Here is a 17,103-nt window from a genome sequence, read left to right on the forward strand (position 1 = left end):
GGCCTCACGATGAAGCCAATGATTTTGCTCGGCTTTCGACCATATCGCAAAGAACGCGCACACGCATGGGAACCAGGCGCTTATAGGCATGCACAGCGTGAAACGGCATAGACGGAAGTGGTACCATTTTCGAAATTTCGACCAGAGTTCCTTTTTCGAGGTCGTCCTTAACCACACAACGCATCACAACAGCTGCACCGAGACCATGTCTGGCAGCGGCTTTCAATGCCTGGCCTGAATCGCAATCGACACGTCCTTGTGGGACGAAGTGAGTACCATCATCCAGCTTTACGTCGTTCGGGTATCCATTGCCCATATACCTTGCAAAGGGCAACCTGGCGGCTTCCTTTATCGTGCCAGGCAAACCATGATTGTTCGCAAAATCCGGAGAACCGACCATAATCATTTCAAAATCGGCCAGTCGGCGAATGATCAAATCACCATTCTCGATTGCTCCAACTCGAAATGCCACGTCATAGTCTTCGCGAATAATATCGACGTGACGATCGGTCAGGCCGATTTCAAGATGAATTCCCGGGTAACGCTTAGCAAAGCCGGACAATATGGTGTCAAGGAACAGCGGGGCAAGTTCGCTAGACATGGAGAAGCGGACACGACCTGATATCTCCTTGCGTGCATTGATTTCATCATCGGCAATATCGAGTTCGCGAAGCAGGGGAGACAAGCGCTCGAATAGCAAATGCCCGTCTGCGGTCAGTACGAGAGCACGCGTCGATCTTAGAAAGAGACGCGCTTCGATGAGCCTTTCAAGTCGTCCGACACTTCTGGAAACAACTGAAGGAGATGTCTTGAGCAGCCGAGCTGCTGCACTGAAGGAACCTGCTTCCACAGTGCGCACAAATGCCAGAAGGCCTGCGGTTTCATTCAAAAGGTTTGGCATTCGAACTCCGGAAGCAAAAGTGAAATACCCAGCCAAGGGCTAATGGAACACAGATCAAATCCATATTTTACCTTTAGATCAATATGGAGAAAGTATATGGGTCTTCTCAAAGGCAAGGTGGCCGTCATCACAGGCGGCAACAGTGGTATCGGAAAAGCAACTGCTAAACTATTCGTGGAGAACGGAGCACAGGTCGTCATAACTGCTCGCCGACAGGACACTTTAAACGCAGCACTGAAAGACATCGGCGGAAATGCCATTGGCATTTGCGGCGATGTCTCCGATCTTTCCCACCATAAACGGGTGGCAGATGAGATCTCCGATCGCTTCGGCGCTTTCGATATCTATTTTGCAAATGCCGGTGTCATTGACCTTAAAGCGTCTGAGGCAGTAACTGAAGATATTTATGATCGACATTTCAACATCAATACAAAAGGTGTCTTCTTCGGTGTCCAGACACTATCGCCACTCATAAATGACGATGGCACTATTATTGTCACCAGTTCTCTGGCGGCAACCAAGGTCCTTCCTGATCATACAGTCTATGCCGGTTCGAAGGCGGCTGCGGTGGCATTTGTGAAGAATTGGGCTCTCGAATTCAAGCACAGGCGTATCAGGGCAAATGTTATCAGCCCAGGACCCACAGATACTGAAATCCTGGGCAAACTAGGAATCTCAGATGTCGAACGCGAACCGTTTCTCAAATTGATGGCCGAAACCATTCCCGCAGGCAGACTGGGAACAACTGATGAACTGGCACGAGCCGCTCTGTTCCTGGCTTCACAGGCGAGCAGCTTCATCAATGGCATTGATCTCCACGTCGATGGCGGAATGTCGCTTGTTTGAAGGATCTGGCTTTATGACACAGAATAATTCTGAAATTGCTGCTTTTGTTGAAAAACTGGCAGAAGTGGGCAGCCATTATCGCATGGACGAAATGGAAGAGTTGTATTCGGAAGATCTGGCTTTCCTGGTGTTGACGCCAGATGGCGAAATCTCCCGCTTTTCGAAAGCGGGAATATTCGAGGAGTTCCGGTCACGACGAGACGCAGGGGAACTTCCTCTTCTTACCACAAAACGATTTCTTCATATTGAAGCGCAGGGAGATGAAGCCACTGTCATTCTCTTTCGCCAGATGAGTGAGAAAGCGACCCCTGCATTTTATGAACTACGCCTTAGAAAGCAGGAGGGCAACTGGAAGGTTTGCGGTGAAACAGTATTGCCGTGGCCTGACCTTTCTCAAGCTGGCAGCTTTCTTCCTCCGCGAGAAAAGCAATTACCAGATCAGACCGGAACTTGCGTGGAAGCGTTAGCTCTCAAGCGGGAATAGTCGTGCTTGAACGACCGTAGATATATGAAACCTCGGTGGCGAACAGTTGCCACCGGGATCATTCGAATCCTGTCAACAAGCATAGATTGCTCAGTAAATTGAACTCTGCAAAACTTCATGAGTCTTAATATGCGGGTCAGACGTTGTTCTCGTAACAAATTTCTCTCTGACACGTTTGCAAGTTGAATTTTTCAAAGGTGATCATTGTGACTGGGATGCAAAAAGCTGAAGCATTGAATGGTGTACGTTTCCAGAGGCGGGTCTGGAACTGGGTGATTGAGTGTTTCGGAAGAGATCTGGCGAACAATAGAGCGGAAAGAAATCGGCGGTTTCTCGAAGAAACTGTGGAACTGGCCCAGTCTCTGGGGTGTGATAAGGCTACCATACTTCAAATCGTTGAATATGTTTACGCTCGGGACCCTGGTATTCCTGAACAGGAAGTCGGCGGCGTTATGGTAACTTTTGCAGCGTTATGCGAGGCAAACAACATCGAAATGGCTGCTGCCGGACGAAACGAACTCTCGCGCATATCGTCAGCCGAGGTGATAAGAAAAATCCGGGCGAAGCATTCTTTGAAACCAGAACTTTGAGCCAAACCAGACATCAGGGATACGGCCGGCTCCGGAAGTTGGATGTGAATGTGGTTCCCGACCTTACACCAATACTTAGGACGTAAGTTTCCTCGTATGTCGTACAGGATGCTTCATTCCATCAGCCAATCGCCCCGCGTTGTCTGCCGAGATATTTTTAAAAGCGGTCTGGTAAAGCGGATCGAAAACAGAAACAGCGATCGCGGCTTCGGCATACTGTATCGAGTTGGGATATCGGGATCTCTTGAAAAAGGCACGAGATCGCGCATCAAGCAGGTGGGTTACATGTCTGTCTACCGTGTTCATTGTCTCGATACTGGAAACTAGCCAGCACGTCCGACACTCAGACGAGTGTCCAGGCCGAAATGCCCACCATTACCGGCATCTCGTAAACAGGAGAAATCATCATGTCCAAGCATATCCTCATTGTTGGCGCCGGTTTTGCCGGTGTTATGGCAGCATTGGCTGCCTCTCGGCTGAGGCACGAAAAGAGTGTGTCAGCTGAGGATTTGAAAATCACCGTCGTGTCCCCTGAACCTGAGCTGGTCATCCGCCCGAGACTCTATGAACCCGAGCCCGATAAGATGACAGCTCCTCTTGGGGATCTCTTCTCCGCTACTGAGATCAATTTCATTGCTGGTACAGTAGAAAAGATCGACGTTGCTGGTAGCCAAGTTGCGATCATTGATGGCAACGGTCGAAGCGTCCTACAATCCTATGACAGACTCGTGCTTGCTGCTGGCAGTCGCGGCTTTCAGCCACCAATCCCCGGGCTTGAGGAATACGGCTTTGCCTCCAACCATCTTGAAGAAGCTGTAATACTGGACCAGCATCTGCACAGGCTTGCTGATCATCCGGCAAGCCCCGCACGAGACACAGTTGTGGTAGGCGGAGCGGGTTTCACAGGATTGGAAGTCGCTACCGAACTCGAAACGCGTCTGCGTGGTATTCTGGGCTCCAAGACTCGTCCGCGCATCATCATTGTGGATCGGAATCCGCATGTCGCTCCGGCAATGGGAGAAAATCCACGTCCATATATTGAGCAGCGTCTCAAAGAACTTGGTATAGAGACCCGATTAAACACGGGAATTGCAAGACTCGACGAGAATTCAGTAACGCTTGATAACGGAGAACGGATCGAGACTGCGACAGTGATCTGGTCGGGAGGCATGCGCGCCTCTCCGCTCACAAGTCAGCTGGAGGCAGAAAGAGACCAGCTCGGACGTATAATAGTGGAACCGGATCTTCGCGTACCTGGTCACGCTCAGATTTTCGCGACTGGAGATACCGCAAAGGCGGCAACCGACAATGAGGGAAATTTTTCGCTGATGTCCTGTCAGCATGCACGTCGACTTGGCGCATTTGCAGGCCATAATGCAGCAGCGGAACTCTTAGGCGAGCCAACCTTGGCGTATAATCAGCCCGCATATGTTGTTTGCCTTGATCTCGGTGCTGACGCTGCAATTTTTACACGTGGATGGTCCGGCAAAGTTGAAATCACCGGCACCGACGCGAAGAAGGTGAAACAGGAGATCAATACGGTCTGGATTTATCCGCCAGCTCCAGACCGGGCCACGGCATATGAGAATGTTCATATAGCGCGGACCGTCGACTTCTAGTCCTTCCAATCAACTTGGTCAGTTATAAACTCAAACTTATTTGAAACTGGTCGTGCATGAGAAACGCACGACCAGCCTGAGACTTATTTGGCTCTGTTGCAAAAAAAATTGCCGATGTCCGAAAGAGTGCCGACAGTTTTCCGCGAGATTTTCGATGAGCGATTTCAAGTGGTTATGTCGCAAATTTATCATGATGTTAGAAGCGGCCAGATCTTCAGACGCAATTATGCTGCGAGCTCCGCAAAGACTTTAAATGGCGAGCGGTGTCATTTGCGAACTGCTTCTTACGGATCATATGCGCCACTTCTATGCCCGCGATTGTCGCTGCGGCTGAATGAAACGCCTTAAAGCCCATCATCGGTTTGGTAATTCGCTTGATAAACCGGTGATCCTGCTCAAGGATGTTGTTGAGATATTTAACCTGCAGGATTTCAATCATTTTGCTGTGACCGGTGATTTTCAGGATTGTGTTTACAGCTTGTGCTCCGGCCAGATTGGCTCCGCTTTTATCAATGACAATTTTGTCTGGAACACCGTTGGCTGCGATGGCTTTCTTGAAGAAACGCCGTGCTGCAGCCAGATTCCGGCGTTCGGAGAGCATGAAATCCAGTGTTTGGCCATCTCGGTCAACGGCTCGGTACAGATAGGTCCATTGACCACGAACCTTGATATAGGTCTCGTCAACACGCCAGGAACGGGCCGTGGGTCGCTTGCGCGATTGCGCCTGGGCAGCGATCAGCGGTGAGTACCGGACAACCCATCGGTTCAAGGTCGCATGATCCACAGCAATGCCGCGTTCTGCCAGAATTTCCTGAAGGTCACGATAGGAAACCGGGTAACGCACGTAAAAGAAGACTGCATGCAGGATGATACTTTTTGGAAAATGGGTACCTTTGAAAGCGACCGTCATTCGCATTCGCCTCACTCAATTATGCGCACTGACGCTCACATAGCTCAGCAGAAGTGTAAATTTTGCGACACAGCCGTTGCCGACTTCGTGTCACTGCCTGGTGAAGGTAATTTGACGCTCAGATCAACCGTCCTGCTATTTGTTTTTTTTCTGTCATCAGCGTTAGGAATTGACGGAGCATTGTTTGCACCCGCTTGATGCGGAGTTTCCTCATGCTTTTGAGATCGGGAGGGTAGAGGGAGTATGGTCTGCTCAACGGGCTGTTGCCCGCCATTCGCATATTCGTCTGTCAGAGCCGGAACCGGCTGATTGGGCAGATACTCGATCATCGGCACGTCAGGAACATGCGCTTGTGAATAAGCTTCAGCGGCTTTGAAGGGTTGGGTATTGAAAAATCGCAGCTTGTCGCCATAGATCGGTCGTTGTCCTTCAACGAGCAAGATCATCTTGTTTTCTGGCATTTGCCGCACTTCTTGCGGCATCATCAAATCGCGTTCCCGGATTTGCTCTACTTTTGTGCGCCGAGGTAAACCGAGAATCTCGATGGTGCGGGATTCCGACTTGTAGCGAATGGTTCTTTTTCCGAGTGCACGGGATGCATATTCCGCTGTGGCCTGATCGTTGGCACCTAACACCAGCTGATAACCACAGTTGCCGAGAAGGGAGTGACGCGAAGTCTCGCCATAAATCTCGTCGAGATTCTTGAGATCCTGAATGATGATAGCAAGCTTGATATTATAACCAGCCACATAGGGAAGCTTCGTCATAATCTCATCCATCTTTTTAAGCTGTCGAAATTCATCCAGCAAAAAATAAACGGGAAGGGAATTGGGATCGTGTTCCAGAGTCAGAATGTTCATGACCTGCTGCACGAACAAAGTGAGAAGTGGGCGCAGGATCGTTATATCGGTAATATTTGGTGCGAGATAAATCGAGATAGACCGCCGTTTCATGGCGCTAATATCCATGTCGGTTATTTCTGTCGCGGCTACAATACGTTCATTTCGGAAGGGTCTAAGCGCGTTCTGGATATCCAGTAGCGCGGATGCCGCCGCCCGCTCTGACAATGCCAGAAATGCGTTAAAGCTTTCGACCGTATATTTTGAAAGGTTCGGCTCTTTTTCCTTGATGAACTTGATCTGCGCCTGAAGATCAACACCACTGTTCACGAAGGAAACGACTTCGCCGAGGTTGCGCCGTCCGTGATAATAGGGGCTCTCCAGAACATAGCTGATAATCCCGGCTACGACTTGTTGTGCCAAGCCCTGCCAGACTGAATTTTCAGAGCCTAGATTCTCAGGGACGAGAATGCTGGCGATATTTTGTATATCCGTGGTGCGATTACCGCGCTCGGGGCGCACAAAATCGAGAGGATTATAACGATTTGTCGTTTCAGAGCCGGGGGCGAAGAGGAAAACCTGGCTACCGTTCTTCTTGCGATACCCTGCTGTCGCTTTGAAAATTTCGCCCTTCAAGTCGGATACGATCATTGACCCTTCATGCATGAGAGCGTTTGGAATGACATAACCCGCTCCTTTTCCCGATCGTGTAGGGCCGATAATCAGATGATGGCGACTGTCGGCCGCTCGCAGCACATTTCGGCCGAAACGACCGAATATATGCCCTTTCTTGCGGAACCACTTGCCGCGACGAAGGCCCATGACGTCCTGAAAAGCTGCATCACCCAAGGGGTTATCGTAGCTTCTGAGACCAAGATAGCCTGCAAAGATGGCGGCTGCGATGGCAGGCAACAGGGCCCCGATGGCAACGCGCTGCAGGGTAGAGTTCGATGCATAGGCCCAGACTTGCTGAAACGGAGCAAAAGGATTCTCGGTGATGGTAATATTCAAAATTCGGCTGTCTTTATAAATGACTCCGAGTACGACCCCATAAGCCAAGGTCCAGACCAAGAATGCGATGCCGGCACAGAATATCAGATATACCGCTTTGTATCCCTTGCTCATGGCTCCTCGTTTCGCGCAAAAAATATCTCCGATACGCCTCGTTTTCCGCCGTCACGACGCAACTGGATGACGATGGGGATGACCATCCGGATATACGACATGAGATCATGCTTCGAGTAGCCGCCCGATAGCCCGGCTTGTTGCATCATCATGGCGAGCTGTTCGTATGCTCCTTGCGGAGTATCGGCATGAACGGTCGACATAGAACCTGGATGACCGGTGTTGATGGCGCGAAGAAATGAAAACGCTTCAGCACCACGGATCTCGCCAACGAATAACCGGTCAGGACGCATACGTAACGAGGATTCAAGTAAGTGTTGAATTGTGACGTCAGCGGTGCCCTGTCCGCCTTTCGAAGCTAAAAGATGAACGCGGTTTTCTTGGGGTGGTAACAGCTCGCGGGTGTCTTCCAGCGTGATAATTCGCTCCTTTGGATGGACAGATTTCAGGCAGGCATTCAGAAAAGTTGTCTTTCCCGATGATGTGCCGCCGCTAATCAGGATCGAAACCCGTTGCGTAATGGCCGTGTTGATGAAATCGAAAATTCTGTTTTGCTTCAGATGCTCGATCAGCAGTCGGTCAATATCACTAAGCCCACCAACAGCCACGGAAACCTTGTCCAGCGAACCGCTATCCCTGTATTCTTCCAAGCTGAAATTGCTAACGACCTGCCTGCGGATCGATATCGAGCCGCCATCCGGTGCAGCAGGTGGAAGAACCACCTGAATGCGCTCGCCAGTCGGAAGCGCTGCGCTCAGGATTGGCGCGGATTTACTGATGAACTGATCAGTCGCACCCGCAACGCGCTCACCGATATTCTGAATCTCCGCTGATGAAAGCGCATGAACCTCGTGGAACTCCATGTGATCGGCACCAAGTCGCTCGATATAGACGTGACCTGGTTTGTTGACGGCTATTTCCACGACCTTTGGATCGTTGAGAAATGGCCGCAGTGGCTCAAGTGCTCGATCTAAAAAGTAATATCTGCTTTGTGTGGCTGTTGCCGCACTATTTGTCCCTGCGTTCACGTTGAATTTCCTTCATCGCTTCTGTTACGGGATCGTCGTACATGGCCGAAAAATCGAGGTCCTGACGCACGAATATGAAGATATGTTCGCCTTGATGGACGCTGATTGTTGGTTTGATACGCAAGTTCTCGCTCAGAGCGGTATTTGCCATTTGAGAGAATGTTTCGGCGATTGTTTCGCGGGCTAGTTCTTCACCCCGTTTCGCATCATCGTTGTTACGACCGAAGGCTTCCCCGCTGCCGAAACCAGTCAGATAGCTAGCGCCCGCGCCCACCACAGACAACATGATGGACGCGCCGAACCTTTCACGCCATTTTTTGTCGACGATGCCGGTCAGGCCGGAACGGCCAAGGCTGTCAGTTCCCACGGAGTTCAGGCGCACGCTTACACCATCATCCCTAAGCAAGCGGGTCCAGACTACGAAAACGCGGGTCTGGCCCGTCATGACGTCGCTTTGATATTCACCAATGAGGCGGGTGCCGGTCGGAATCAGAATGCGACGACCATCAAAACTGTAGACGTCTTCTGACGTGATGGCGCGAACCTGGCCTGGCAGATCGCTTACAATCGAGGTTTCGAGAATACCGGGTATCATCGTTCCTTCCGGCACAACCGCGTCGATGCGCTTGATTTTCGTAGCCTTGGCATTACGGTCGGCCATTGCCGAGGCCGTCGCCAGAAACTTGCTGTTTCTGTCTTCGCCAGCAACAGTCGGTGTTCTTTCGCCACTATCGCCACCAAGTCCCCCATTTGCTCCGCCTGATCGCGCTTGATCCATCTCAATCAGTTTTGATTTGAACCGGTCTGGAAATTCTTCAACGATCTCCGGCGTGGGTGCCTGATCGGGTTCCTTCACCGCGACTGTCGGCGGAGGCGGGGGAGGGACATTAAATGTCGTGGTGTCGACTTTCTCCGGCTCCGGTGGCGGTGGCGGCGGCGGGATATTGATGATGTTGGGCTCGATTGCTGTAGGAGGCTGACCCTGGTCGCGCACGAAAGACGGCGGTCTGAACGATGTGGTGCTGAACTCCTCGTCACCGCGCACGAGATCGCGCGGTTTCTCCGAAGGTTGTTTGAGAACAAAATAAGCCATAGCTACACCTGCAAGCAGAAATACCGCCATAGCGGCCGTCTGATTCCGCTTTGCATTCTTGTTGCTGACCCCGGGGTTATCGGCAGACGCCAGTGCTTCCAGTTCGGGAGACTGTTTCATCAGTTGCCGCTCCTTCTTCTCTTGGTTGCCGCTTCATCAGGCGCGGGACCCATGATGTCGGGATCGGATGCGCCAAAATCTGGCTTTCTAAGGTTGAAGATGCAGATCCACTGATCACCGTCGCGCAGCGTGTATTGAGTTGCCGTTCCATCCACGACCAGATATTCGCCTTCCTTGCGGAAGTTACGCAGTGTTTCTGAAAAATCGCTGTTTACTGCAAAGATTGCTGGCGTCCGACCAGTGAATTTGAAGAAGGTTTTCTTGCCGTCATCGAAAACCATTGACGGCTTCAGTTTCGTATCTCCCGTAAAGGAATAGTCGATATTGACGTTTGCCTTGTCGATTTTAGAGATATTCGGGTTGGCAGCGCGCATTTCGCTCTCCATATTCCCTTTTCCCGCGAAGCTGTCTTGCTCTTGCCCATGGGGCAGGAGCCCCGCTCCTGCTCCTGCTCCTGCGGCGTCGCAAGTCAGACCGGGAGAGAGGGGGCAAGCAGCGGCGAAGAGCGGGCAAAGCCCGCCCCGCCTGATGGTGCGCAACGCGGTTGCACCTGAAATGGTGCGACCGACTTGCTGCATCGAAAGGTCGAGGCGATGCTTGTAGGGAGAGAGGGCAGAGCCCTTTCTTCCCTCTATAAACAATGAACTCGAATGAGATCAGAATCGGATCGATTCTGTGAGACCACTGGCGACGTCTGTATCTAACAAAAAGATGTTTTGGCAAGTTAGGGATGCGACGTTTTTAGCAAGTTAGAGATGCGACAGGTGCTGACGTTCAGCCCCCATGCCGAGTGGCTGGTCAGGGTTGCAAGCGAGGAATGGGGGCGGGTCGATAGGTGCCCTTCGGCTTTAGCTTTCTTAGTAACAATCATTCCGTCGCTTTGGGTCATGCACGACATCACCCGCCAGCTGAAGCTTCTTCGCCGCTCTGGGCAGCTTGCCTGCAGCTGGAATCGGATACCCAAAGCGACATTGAGGTGCATTGACGATCATTATTCGGCTGCTGTCCGCCTCATCAGTGCCTTCTCCCGGCGCGCGATAACGTCAGGATCGTTCATGTAAGCGGTGCGCGATTTGCGCTCACGCTTCTGATACCCGTTCCCGACACTGCCATCAGGCACGCCAAACAGATGGTTCGTCTGACCTGTGCGACGGGGACCGCTCTTGCTGCGTTGCAATTCCCGGCCCGCCTGCATCTCGGCCACAATCGAAAGCATGTCATCCAGTCGCTTGTTCTCGACAACAGGCGACCGGTGAACAGAACGAAGCTTGTCGAACGTTGTATAGGGCAGGGTGTCCGTACCATGCATGATCTCCAGACGACCATCGGGATAGTCGCAGACAATCACCTTTTGTCGAGCCAGCCGCTTTGCAAGCTCCGTCGGCTCCAGGATGAACAGCACCTTGTCGTAACGCAGCGTCAGTGTTTGCGACAGTGTCCGCACTTCCTTCCGGCACATCGCACCATCGATGTTCTCATGTGCGGCCAGCGGTCGGTGCATATCTTTGGGATTGCGCGGATCCTTTCCAAAACGGGCATTGAAGTCTGCAATATATTCCGGCGCATAAGCATTGGCTGCTTCGATCGTATCAATGCCGCGCAGTCGCAATTCCTTGACCAAACGATCCTGCAAAGTTCTGTTTGCCCGCTCGACACGGCCTTTGGCCTGCGGGGTATTGGCACAGATAATGTCGATGTTGAGTTCATAAAGCGCCCGGCCAAACTGGGTCAGACCGATCGTGCGATCTTTCTGCGAACCATGGGTCGTGCGAAACACACCATGTTTGTCACTGTAAAAGGCCAGCGGCTTGCCCCATTGCTGCAGGTAGGCCTTCGTCGCATGAAAATAATCAAACGTGTTCTCTGATCCAGCGAAGCGCAAATGCAGGAGCTTGCCCGTGGCATCGTCAATATAAACGAGGAGGGCGCATTTGGGACCCCGCTCCTCAAACCACCAATGATGCGAACCATCGATCTGTACCAGCTCACCAAAGCAATCACGCCGACCGCGCGGCTGATGCAGTTGTCGCTTGCGTTCGCGCCGTGACGTCCACAAACCCGCCACCGTCATCCATTGCCGCAGCGTCTCCTTGCTGACCGAAAGCCGGTGGCGTTCGGCAAGCTTCTCACAGGCCAGTGTCGGTCCAAAATCCCGATAATAAGCCCGTACCAGATCCAGCACCGCATTCCGGAAATCCTCGCTGTAACGACGATTGCTCGGGCGTCCGCGTCGTCCCGAAATCAGACCCGAATGCCCAAGCTTGTCGTAAGCCTGTAAAAGACGATGGATCTGGCTGCGGCTGAGATCCAGCAATGCAGTCGCCTGGATAACCGTCAGACGACGATCTCGAATCTTCTGAATGACTTCCAATCTATTGAGTTCTTTCTGCGACATCGTAATCAAACAAGACATGGCAACTCTCTAAACGGATACGTGTGAAGAGCCGCCCAGTCTTCCTTTCCTCGTTCGATCTGAACAGGGCACGCGACCTAAAAATGTCGCATCTCTATCTTGCCCATCTGTCGCATCTGTATGTTGCTGTTATAAAAGAAAATCGCATAAGTTCTATTATGGAACTAAGTTATTGATATTTAACATTAATATATCATTTCACCATGAGCAATACGACTTCTCAGTTTGATAAACCTGATAACCGAGCCATAGTGCTCCGCCTATGGCGATGAGCGGGCCAAAGAAGAAATGTCCTGCAAGGGTGCCCACGACGAATTGTAACAGGAACATTAGCGAGCCGATAAAGATGGCTGTTTTCAGTGGAGAGTTCATTTTCCGCTCCTATTCATCTGAATGATAATGGATGCTTTTTTTCGCTCTGTGGCATCGCCACGGTCAGAAAATTGGGTCCGGTTTGTGGTCGCGACATGTCGCAAATATCTACAAAGCTTTGACTTTCGCACACGAATTTTGCGACAAGATCGGCCTTATTTTCCCGAAAGATAGTTTGAAAGCAATAAACGGGTGGCTGCGCCGTCTGCCCCTTCGCTAGACAGCCATGACGCAATGTTTAGGAGCGACACGTCATGGAACTGGAAAGTAAGACTATCATTGTCACCGGGGCGAGCAGCGGGATTGGTGCGGCGGCGGCACTGCTGTTCGCGTCCGAAGGGGCCAATGTGGTTCTCGGTGCGCGCCGATCCGGGGAGCTTGAAGCACTCGCGAAAACGATCAAGCAAGCCAATGGCAGAGCCGTGCTCTTAGTCGGCGACGTCAAGGATGAGGGCTACGCCGACGCCCTTGTCGATCTCGCCACAAAGGAGTTCGGCCGGTTGGACGGCGCGTTCAACAATGCCGGCATCGTGGGAACTATGGGTCCGGTCCCCGATATGGAAATCGGCAACTGGAATGATGTCATGGAGGTCAACTTGACGGCCGCCTTCTTCGCAGCGAAAGCTCAAATACCGGCCGTAAAGAAGCAGGGAGGTGGCTCGATCGTCTTCACCTCGTCCTTCGTCGGTTACAGCAATGGCGGTATGCCGGGCATGGGGGCCTATGCAGCATCCAAGGCCGGGTTGATCGGACTAGTGCAGTCGCTGGCGTCCGACCATGCGGTGGAAGGCATTCGTGTCAACGCGCTGTTGCCGGGAGGCACGATCACGCCGGCGGGAGGCGAAGGAAATCCGGGAGTCATGGAATTTATCGCGAACCTGCATCCCATGAAGCGAATGGCGAGCGCGAAGGAAATTGCTCAGGCTGCCCTTTTTCTGCTTTCCGATAGGTCAAGCTTCATGACGGGAAGCCCGATGATTGCGGATGGTGGTATCTCCGTTCGGTTGACCTAACGACGAATGGCCTCCGAATGGTCATGACCGCCATTCGGAGGCCAGCATAGAGCGCACATTATGCCGGTTATGTCGCAAATTTATCATGATGTTAGAAGCGGCCAGATCTTCAGACGCAATTATGCTGCGAGCTCCGCAAAGACTTTAAATGGCGAGCGGTGTCATTTGCGAACTGCTTCTTACGGATCATATGCGCCACTTCTATGCCCGCGATTGTCGCTGCGGCTGAATGAAACGCCTTAAAGCCCATCATCGGTTTGGTAATTCGCTTGATAAACCGGTGATCCTGCTCAAGGATGTTGTTGAGATATTTAACCTGCAGGATTTCAATCATTTTGCTGTGACCGGTGATTTTCAGGATTGTGTTTACAGCTTGTGCTCCGGCCAGATTGGCTCCGCTTTTATCAATGACAATTTTGTCTGGAACACCGTTGGCTGCGACGGCTTTCTTGAAGAAACGCCGTGCTGCAGCCAGATTCCGGCGTTCGGAGAGCATGAAATCCAGTGTTTGGCCATCTCGGTCAACGGCTCGGTACAGATAGGTCCATTGACCACGAACCTTGATATAGGTCTCGTCAACACGCCAGGAACGGGCCGTGGGTCGCTTGCGCGATTGCGCCTGGGCAGCGATCAGCGGTGAGTACCGGACAACCCATCGGTTCAAGGTCGCATGATCCACAGCAATGCCGCGTTCTGCCAGAATTTCCTGAAGGTCACGATAGGAAACCGGGTAACGCACGTAAAAGAAGACTGCATGCAGGATGATACTTTTTGGAAAATGGGTACCTTTGAAAGCGACCGTCATTCGCATTCGCCTCACTCAATTATGCGCACTGACGCTCACATAGCTCAGCAGAAGTGAAAATTTTGCGACACAGCCCTGCGAACTGCAAGGGCTTGTCGGCCTTTAACGACCTGTCGGATCGCTACGGCGACATTCTCCCCGGCAATCCCGATGACCTGTTCGACTGGCTGCGCGAGCAGCCGCAGAACATGCTTCTTTCGCTTCTGGCTTTTGCCGCCGCTCATTCGGTCAATGCGGTTATGCCGAAGTTCTGCCCGTGTAAGAATGATGTTGGACAGGCCGATCAATTGGCACGGGCGCTTGGCGTCGATATGTCGGAATGGTTCGAGGCGACCGGCGACAACTAGGCCGTAGACTCATTACGACTGACACCAGATGCGTGCCGCGACGAGTTTGACGGCGGCGAGATAGTTGGCGGGGTCTTTATCGTATCGTGTGGCGATACCCCTGAAGTGTTTGATGCGGTTGAAGAAACGCTCGACGAGGTTGCGCTGGCGATAGAGCCACGCCGAGAAGGCGAACGTGCCCTTGCGGTTTGCCTTGGGTGGGATGTTAGCCCAGGCCTTTCGCTCCCTTGCCTTGGCGCGGATGGCGTCGCTGTCGTAGCCCTTGTCGGCCAGAAGAATGTCGCCCTCGCCGAGAGCGTCGATCAGGGCTTCGGCCTCCCTGCAGTCGGCAACCTGCCCAGCCGTCAGGCGCAGGGTTACGGGGCGGCCTTCGGCATCGACGAGAGCATGGATCTTGCTGGTCAGGCCACCACGGGAACGTCCCATGCAGCCATCGTTTCCATCCCCCTTTTTGCCGTGGCTGCGTGCTGGTGGACACGGACACAGGAGGAATCGATCATGACGATGTCGCCGTCATAAGCCTCTGAAACCGCTGCAAGCAGGCGATCCCAGACCCCTGCCTTTCGCCAGCGAACGAAGCGATTGTAACAGGTGGTCGGCGGGCCGTAGCGTTCGGGAACCTCGGCCCACGGCGATCCCGTGCGAAATCGCCACAGGATGCCGTTCAAAACCCGCCGATCATCAACACGTGGCACACCACGAGGCTTGTTCGGCAACAGCGGCGCGATGATCAACCACTCACGATCAGTCAATTCGTAACGGCGACGAGACATCAAAAGCCTCCCTTTCGAGAGGCCTTTGAATCATCAGCTCATTCAAATGCCAAGCAGTTTTATGAGTTTACGGCCTAGTTCAATCACGTCAACAGGACGACGATTGAACTGGCAGTAGCCGAAGCCAAGGGCAAGGAGGCGGAATTGTCAGTCTGTGCGGCCAAGAAGAAAGCGAAGCGGTATCAATCGCAGAGCGCCTTGTTTTCGGTAGCAGATGGCTCCCTGTCCCCGTTCGGATCGCAGATGAAGCCGCAGCCGAAACCATGGATGACGAAGCCGACGAAGATACCGAAAGCGAGGACAACGCAGCGGAGTTTTCCCAAGCGGCTGAATAAGCCGCAGGCCGGTCGTGCGTTTCTCCCGCACGACCGGTTCCCCGTTGCGAATGTAGAGAAAAGTATCTACATTAAAGTGAAGAAGTATCTACATGGAGTGCCAGCCATGGCAATCAATGTCACAAACGAAACCGCCGACCAGTTGACGCGCAAGTTCGCAAAGATCGCGAAAGTAAGCATTTCCGACGCGATCGTCATTGCCATGCGCGAAGCGATCGAGCGCCGTCTGAACGTCGAAACTCCGGCCCAGACCGCAGCGCGTCTGCGAGAAAAATATCACGTTTCAGGCAAGGAAGCAGCAAAAAAGCCGTTACCGAAGGAAGCCTATGACGAAATGTGGGAATCGTGAGCGGCATGTTTATTGACGCTTGCGCCCTCGTCGCTGTTTTGTCCGACGAACCAGAAGCCGAACGCGTTTCCACCGCGATCATGAATGCTAAAAAGCGCTTTACATCACCGCTTGCCGTTCTGGAAACCGCCCTCGCCTTATCCCGGCCAGACAAGTTCGACCTTACAATCGATCAGGTTGAGCCAATTATCATGGAGTTTCTGGACGCACGCGCCATCGAACTTTGCGACCTGCCGCCAGCAAGGCGAACCACAACGCTTTCGCTCCACGCGGCCAATACCTACAGGAAAGGCCGTCATGGTCTGAATCTGGCAGATTGCGTTCATTACGCGTGCGCGAAGTATTATCGTGTGCCGATCCTGGCGACGGATAACGAGTTTCACGAAACGGATCTCGAAACAATCCCGTAGATAAGGGTGATCAACACTGCAGATCTTGGAGCTGATCGCCACCGGACACAAAATCAAACGCGCCCGTCAACGGTTCGCTTAATCCTTGGCGCTCTCGCGACCATATCTTCTACTTCTCAGATGCGTCTACTTTATCACGAGCGCCAGCCTCATAAAAGACGGTAGCGCCCCCTTTCCACACGAACGAAAAGAGCTTCTTCCTCAGGCAACTTGTCTGAACAATTGTAGGCTAGAAATGAGTGATAGCAGGTGTAGGTCCACCCTCGTGCAAAGCGACGAATGTCCTTGGCAGAAAACGGTTCGCTAAGGGTCTTTTCGATAAGAACCGCATAACGTATCCGCTGAAATACGGTGAATTTATCGTCACTACGGATCATTGTACCCACCCCCTGTTAGTACTGAACCCCCTAATGAGAAATTATTGAAGATAACAAACAGCGATGACAAAGGAAAGGAATAAATCGTCTGTTACTTCGCTTGCGGAATTTGATGAAATACTTACGATATTGTCTGGATCAACTATATTTTCCAATGAACGAAATTAATATCCATTCCGTGGAAGTTTGTAGGCGGCATTACAGGTTTCAAGCTCAGCCTGAAGGACGGCAATCGCGATGTCGATTGCCTTCGATCGATTGCCAATTGGTCCTTCTGCTCCCGACTGATGTCCAACTATGGGGAGTGCTTCGAACGGGACAGCTGAAAATCTCCCCACAAAGCGCACGGCCTGC

At 52.3% G+C, this 17,103-nt stretch carries 16 protein-coding genes and 3 pseudogenes; 8 read left to right on the top strand and 11 right to left on the bottom strand.

Features of this window, described 5'->3' with window-relative positions:
- Positions 1-4 precede the first annotated feature (4 nt).
- Positions 5-901: a LysR family transcriptional regulator gene (locus MKS82_RS27690; protein WP_151557807.1), complete on the bottom strand. Its 897-nt coding sequence runs from the start codon at positions 899-901 to the stop codon at positions 5-7.
- 96 nt (positions 902-997) lie between these two features.
- On the opposite strand from MKS82_RS27690, the gene MKS82_RS27695 reads away from it, so the two are divergent.
- The 4 genes from MKS82_RS27695 to MKS82_RS27710 all read left to right on the top strand — a co-directional run bounded on the left by MKS82_RS27695 (position 998) and on the right by MKS82_RS27710 (position 4,440).
- Complete coding sequence (locus MKS82_RS27695; RefSeq protein WP_151557805.1) at positions 998-1,747, top strand: SDR family oxidoreductase; 750 nt, start codon at positions 998-1,000, stop codon at positions 1,745-1,747.
- Between the two features lie 13 nt (positions 1,748-1,760).
- Positions 1,761-2,231 (top strand): hypothetical protein, encoded by a 471-nt coding sequence (locus MKS82_RS27700; protein ID WP_036588390.1) that lies wholly within the window; start codon positions 1,761-1,763, stop codon positions 2,229-2,231.
- Between the two features lie 215 nt (positions 2,232-2,446).
- Positions 2,447-2,821, top strand: a complete 375-nt coding sequence (locus MKS82_RS27705) for a hypothetical protein (protein ID WP_036588392.1) — start codon at positions 2,447-2,449, stop codon at positions 2,819-2,821.
- A 407-nt stretch (positions 2,822-3,228) separates the two neighbouring features.
- Positions 3,229-4,440 carry an NAD(P)/FAD-dependent oxidoreductase gene (locus tag MKS82_RS27710; protein WP_151557803.1) on the top strand — a complete coding sequence of 404 codons (1,212 nt, stop codon included), beginning with the start codon at positions 3,229-3,231 and terminating at the stop codon, positions 4,438-4,440.
- Positions 4,441-4,664: 224 nt separating this feature from the next.
- Here the strand turns inward: MKS82_RS27710 and MKS82_RS27715 are convergent.
- The 7 genes and pseudogenes from MKS82_RS27715 to MKS82_RS27745 all read right to left on the bottom strand — a co-directional run bounded on the left by MKS82_RS27715 (position 4,665) and on the right by MKS82_RS27745 (position 12,340).
- Positions 4,665-5,350: pseudogene (locus MKS82_RS27715) on the bottom strand (IS6 family transposase).
- Between the two features lie 44 nt (positions 5,351-5,394).
- A complete protein-coding gene (locus MKS82_RS27720) occupies positions 5,395-7,314 on the bottom strand; it encodes a type IV secretory system conjugative DNA transfer family protein (protein ID WP_240579559.1) in 1,920 nt (639 codons plus the stop codon).
- On the bottom strand, positions 7,311-8,342 hold the full coding sequence (gene virB11 / locus MKS82_RS27725; RefSeq protein ID WP_240579560.1) for a P-type DNA transfer ATPase VirB11: 1,032 nt from the start codon (positions 8,340-8,342) through the stop codon (positions 7,311-7,313). The genes MKS82_RS27720 and virB11 overlap by 4 nt, the downstream gene beginning before the upstream one ends.
- Complete coding sequence (virB10, locus tag MKS82_RS27730; RefSeq protein ID WP_240579561.1) at positions 8,323-9,555, bottom strand: type IV secretion system protein VirB10; 1,233 nt, start codon at positions 9,553-9,555, stop codon at positions 8,323-8,325. The genes virB11 and virB10 overlap by 20 nt, the downstream gene beginning before the upstream one ends.
- A pseudogene (locus tag MKS82_RS27735) lies at positions 9,555-9,938 on the bottom strand (TrbG/VirB9 family P-type conjugative transfer protein); the annotation flags it as partial. The pseudogene MKS82_RS27735 and the gene virB10, both read right to left, overlap by 1 nt.
- A 608-nt stretch (positions 9,939-10,546) precedes the next feature.
- A complete protein-coding gene (locus MKS82_RS27740) occupies positions 10,547-11,968 on the bottom strand; it encodes an ISNCY family transposase (RefSeq protein ID WP_240578367.1) in 1,422 nt (473 codons plus the stop codon).
- 198 nt (positions 11,969-12,166) lie between these two features.
- On the bottom strand, positions 12,167-12,340 hold the full coding sequence (locus MKS82_RS27745; protein ID WP_161662561.1) for a hypothetical protein: 174 nt from the start codon (positions 12,338-12,340) through the stop codon (positions 12,167-12,169).
- A gap of 254 nt (positions 12,341-12,594) precedes the next feature.
- Here MKS82_RS27745 and MKS82_RS27750 point away from each other — a divergent pair, with 254 nt between their 5' ends.
- Positions 12,595-13,353 (top strand): SDR family oxidoreductase, encoded by a 759-nt coding sequence (locus MKS82_RS27750; protein WP_151558853.1) that lies wholly within the window; start codon positions 12,595-12,597, stop codon positions 13,351-13,353.
- 119 nt (positions 13,354-13,472) lie between these two features.
- On the opposite strand, the pseudogene MKS82_RS27755 reads toward MKS82_RS27750, so the two are convergent.
- Positions 13,473-14,158, bottom strand: a pseudogene (locus MKS82_RS27755) (IS6 family transposase).
- Between the two features lie 62 nt (positions 14,159-14,220).
- On the opposite strand from MKS82_RS27755, the gene MKS82_RS27760 reads away from it, so the two are divergent.
- The gene (locus MKS82_RS27760; RefSeq protein WP_192799350.1) at positions 14,221-14,505 is read left to right on the top strand and encodes a hypothetical protein; all 285 of its coding nucleotides are present in this window, start codon (positions 14,221-14,223) and stop codon (positions 14,503-14,505) included.
- Between the two features lie 12 nt (positions 14,506-14,517).
- On the opposite strand, the gene MKS82_RS27765 is transcribed toward MKS82_RS27760, so the two are convergent.
- A protein-coding gene (locus MKS82_RS27765; RefSeq protein ID WP_119038246.1) for an IS5 family transposase occupies positions 14,518-15,278 on the bottom strand; the annotation gives its coding sequence in 2 pieces (ribosomal slippage) (positions 14,518-14,963 and positions 14,963-15,278; 762 coding nt in all).
- A 441-nt stretch (positions 15,279-15,719) separates the two neighbouring features.
- Here MKS82_RS27765 and MKS82_RS27770 point away from each other — a divergent pair.
- Positions 15,720-15,962 (top strand): type II toxin-antitoxin system VapB family antitoxin, encoded by a 243-nt coding sequence (locus MKS82_RS27770; protein WP_024899204.1) that lies wholly within the window; start codon positions 15,720-15,722, stop codon positions 15,960-15,962.
- A gap of 5 nt (positions 15,963-15,967) precedes the next feature.
- A complete protein-coding gene (locus MKS82_RS27775; RefSeq protein ID WP_151558905.1) occupies positions 15,968-16,372 on the top strand; it encodes a type II toxin-antitoxin system VapC family toxin in 405 nt (134 codons plus the stop codon).
- 149 nt (positions 16,373-16,521) lie between these two features.
- Here MKS82_RS27775 and MKS82_RS27780 read toward each other — a convergent pair whose 3' ends face one another.
- Positions 16,522-16,749 (bottom strand): hypothetical protein, encoded by a 228-nt coding sequence (locus MKS82_RS27780; protein WP_084486910.1) that lies wholly within the window; start codon positions 16,747-16,749, stop codon positions 16,522-16,524.
- Positions 16,750-17,103: the final 354 nt, after the last annotated feature.

The sequence above is a fragment of the Ochrobactrum sp. A-1 genome, from assembly GCF_022488005.1.
Classification (GTDB): Bacteria; Pseudomonadota; Alphaproteobacteria; order Rhizobiales; family Rhizobiaceae; genus Brucella.

What these genes read in the sequence shown, in the direction of transcription:
- MKS82_RS27690 (WP_151557807.1), bottom strand. Translation starts at nt 901, where the DNA reads ATGCCAAACCTTTTGAATGAAACCGCAGGCCTTCTGGCATTTGTGCGC.
- MKS82_RS27695 (WP_151557805.1), top strand. Translation starts at nt 998, where the DNA reads ATGGGTCTTCTCAAAGGCAAGGTGGCCGTCATCACAGGCGGCAACAGT.
- MKS82_RS27700 (WP_036588390.1), top strand. Translation starts at nt 1,761, where the DNA reads ATGACACAGAATAATTCTGAAATTGCTGCTTTTGTTGAAAAACTGGCA.
- MKS82_RS27705 (WP_036588392.1), top strand. Translation starts at nt 2,447, where the DNA reads ATGCAAAAAGCTGAAGCATTGAATGGTGTACGTTTCCAGAGGCGGGTC.
- MKS82_RS27710 (WP_151557803.1), top strand. Translation starts at nt 3,229, where the DNA reads ATGTCCAAGCATATCCTCATTGTTGGCGCCGGTTTTGCCGGTGTTATG.
- MKS82_RS27720 (WP_240579559.1), bottom strand. Translation starts at nt 7,314, where the DNA reads ATGAGCAAGGGATACAAAGCGGTATATCTGATATTCTGTGCCGGCATC.
- virB10 (WP_240579561.1), bottom strand. Translation starts at nt 9,555, where the DNA reads ATGAAACAGTCTCCCGAACTGGAAGCACTGGCGTCTGCCGATAACCCC.
- MKS82_RS27740 (WP_240578367.1), bottom strand. Translation starts at nt 11,968, where the DNA reads ATGTCTTGTTTGATTACGATGTCGCAGAAAGAACTCAATAGATTGGAA.
- MKS82_RS27745 (WP_161662561.1), bottom strand. Translation starts at nt 12,340, where the DNA reads ATGAACTCTCCACTGAAAACAGCCATCTTTATCGGCTCGCTAATGTTC.
- MKS82_RS27750 (WP_151558853.1), top strand. Translation starts at nt 12,595, where the DNA reads ATGGAACTGGAAAGTAAGACTATCATTGTCACCGGGGCGAGCAGCGGG.
- MKS82_RS27770 (WP_024899204.1), top strand. Translation starts at nt 15,720, where the DNA reads ATGGCAATCAATGTCACAAACGAAACCGCCGACCAGTTGACGCGCAAG.
- MKS82_RS27775 (WP_151558905.1), top strand. Translation starts at nt 15,968, where the DNA reads ATGTTTATTGACGCTTGCGCCCTCGTCGCTGTTTTGTCCGACGAACCA.
- MKS82_RS27780 (WP_084486910.1), bottom strand. Translation starts at nt 16,749, where the DNA reads ATGATCCGTAGTGACGATAAATTCACCGTATTTCAGCGGATACGTTAT.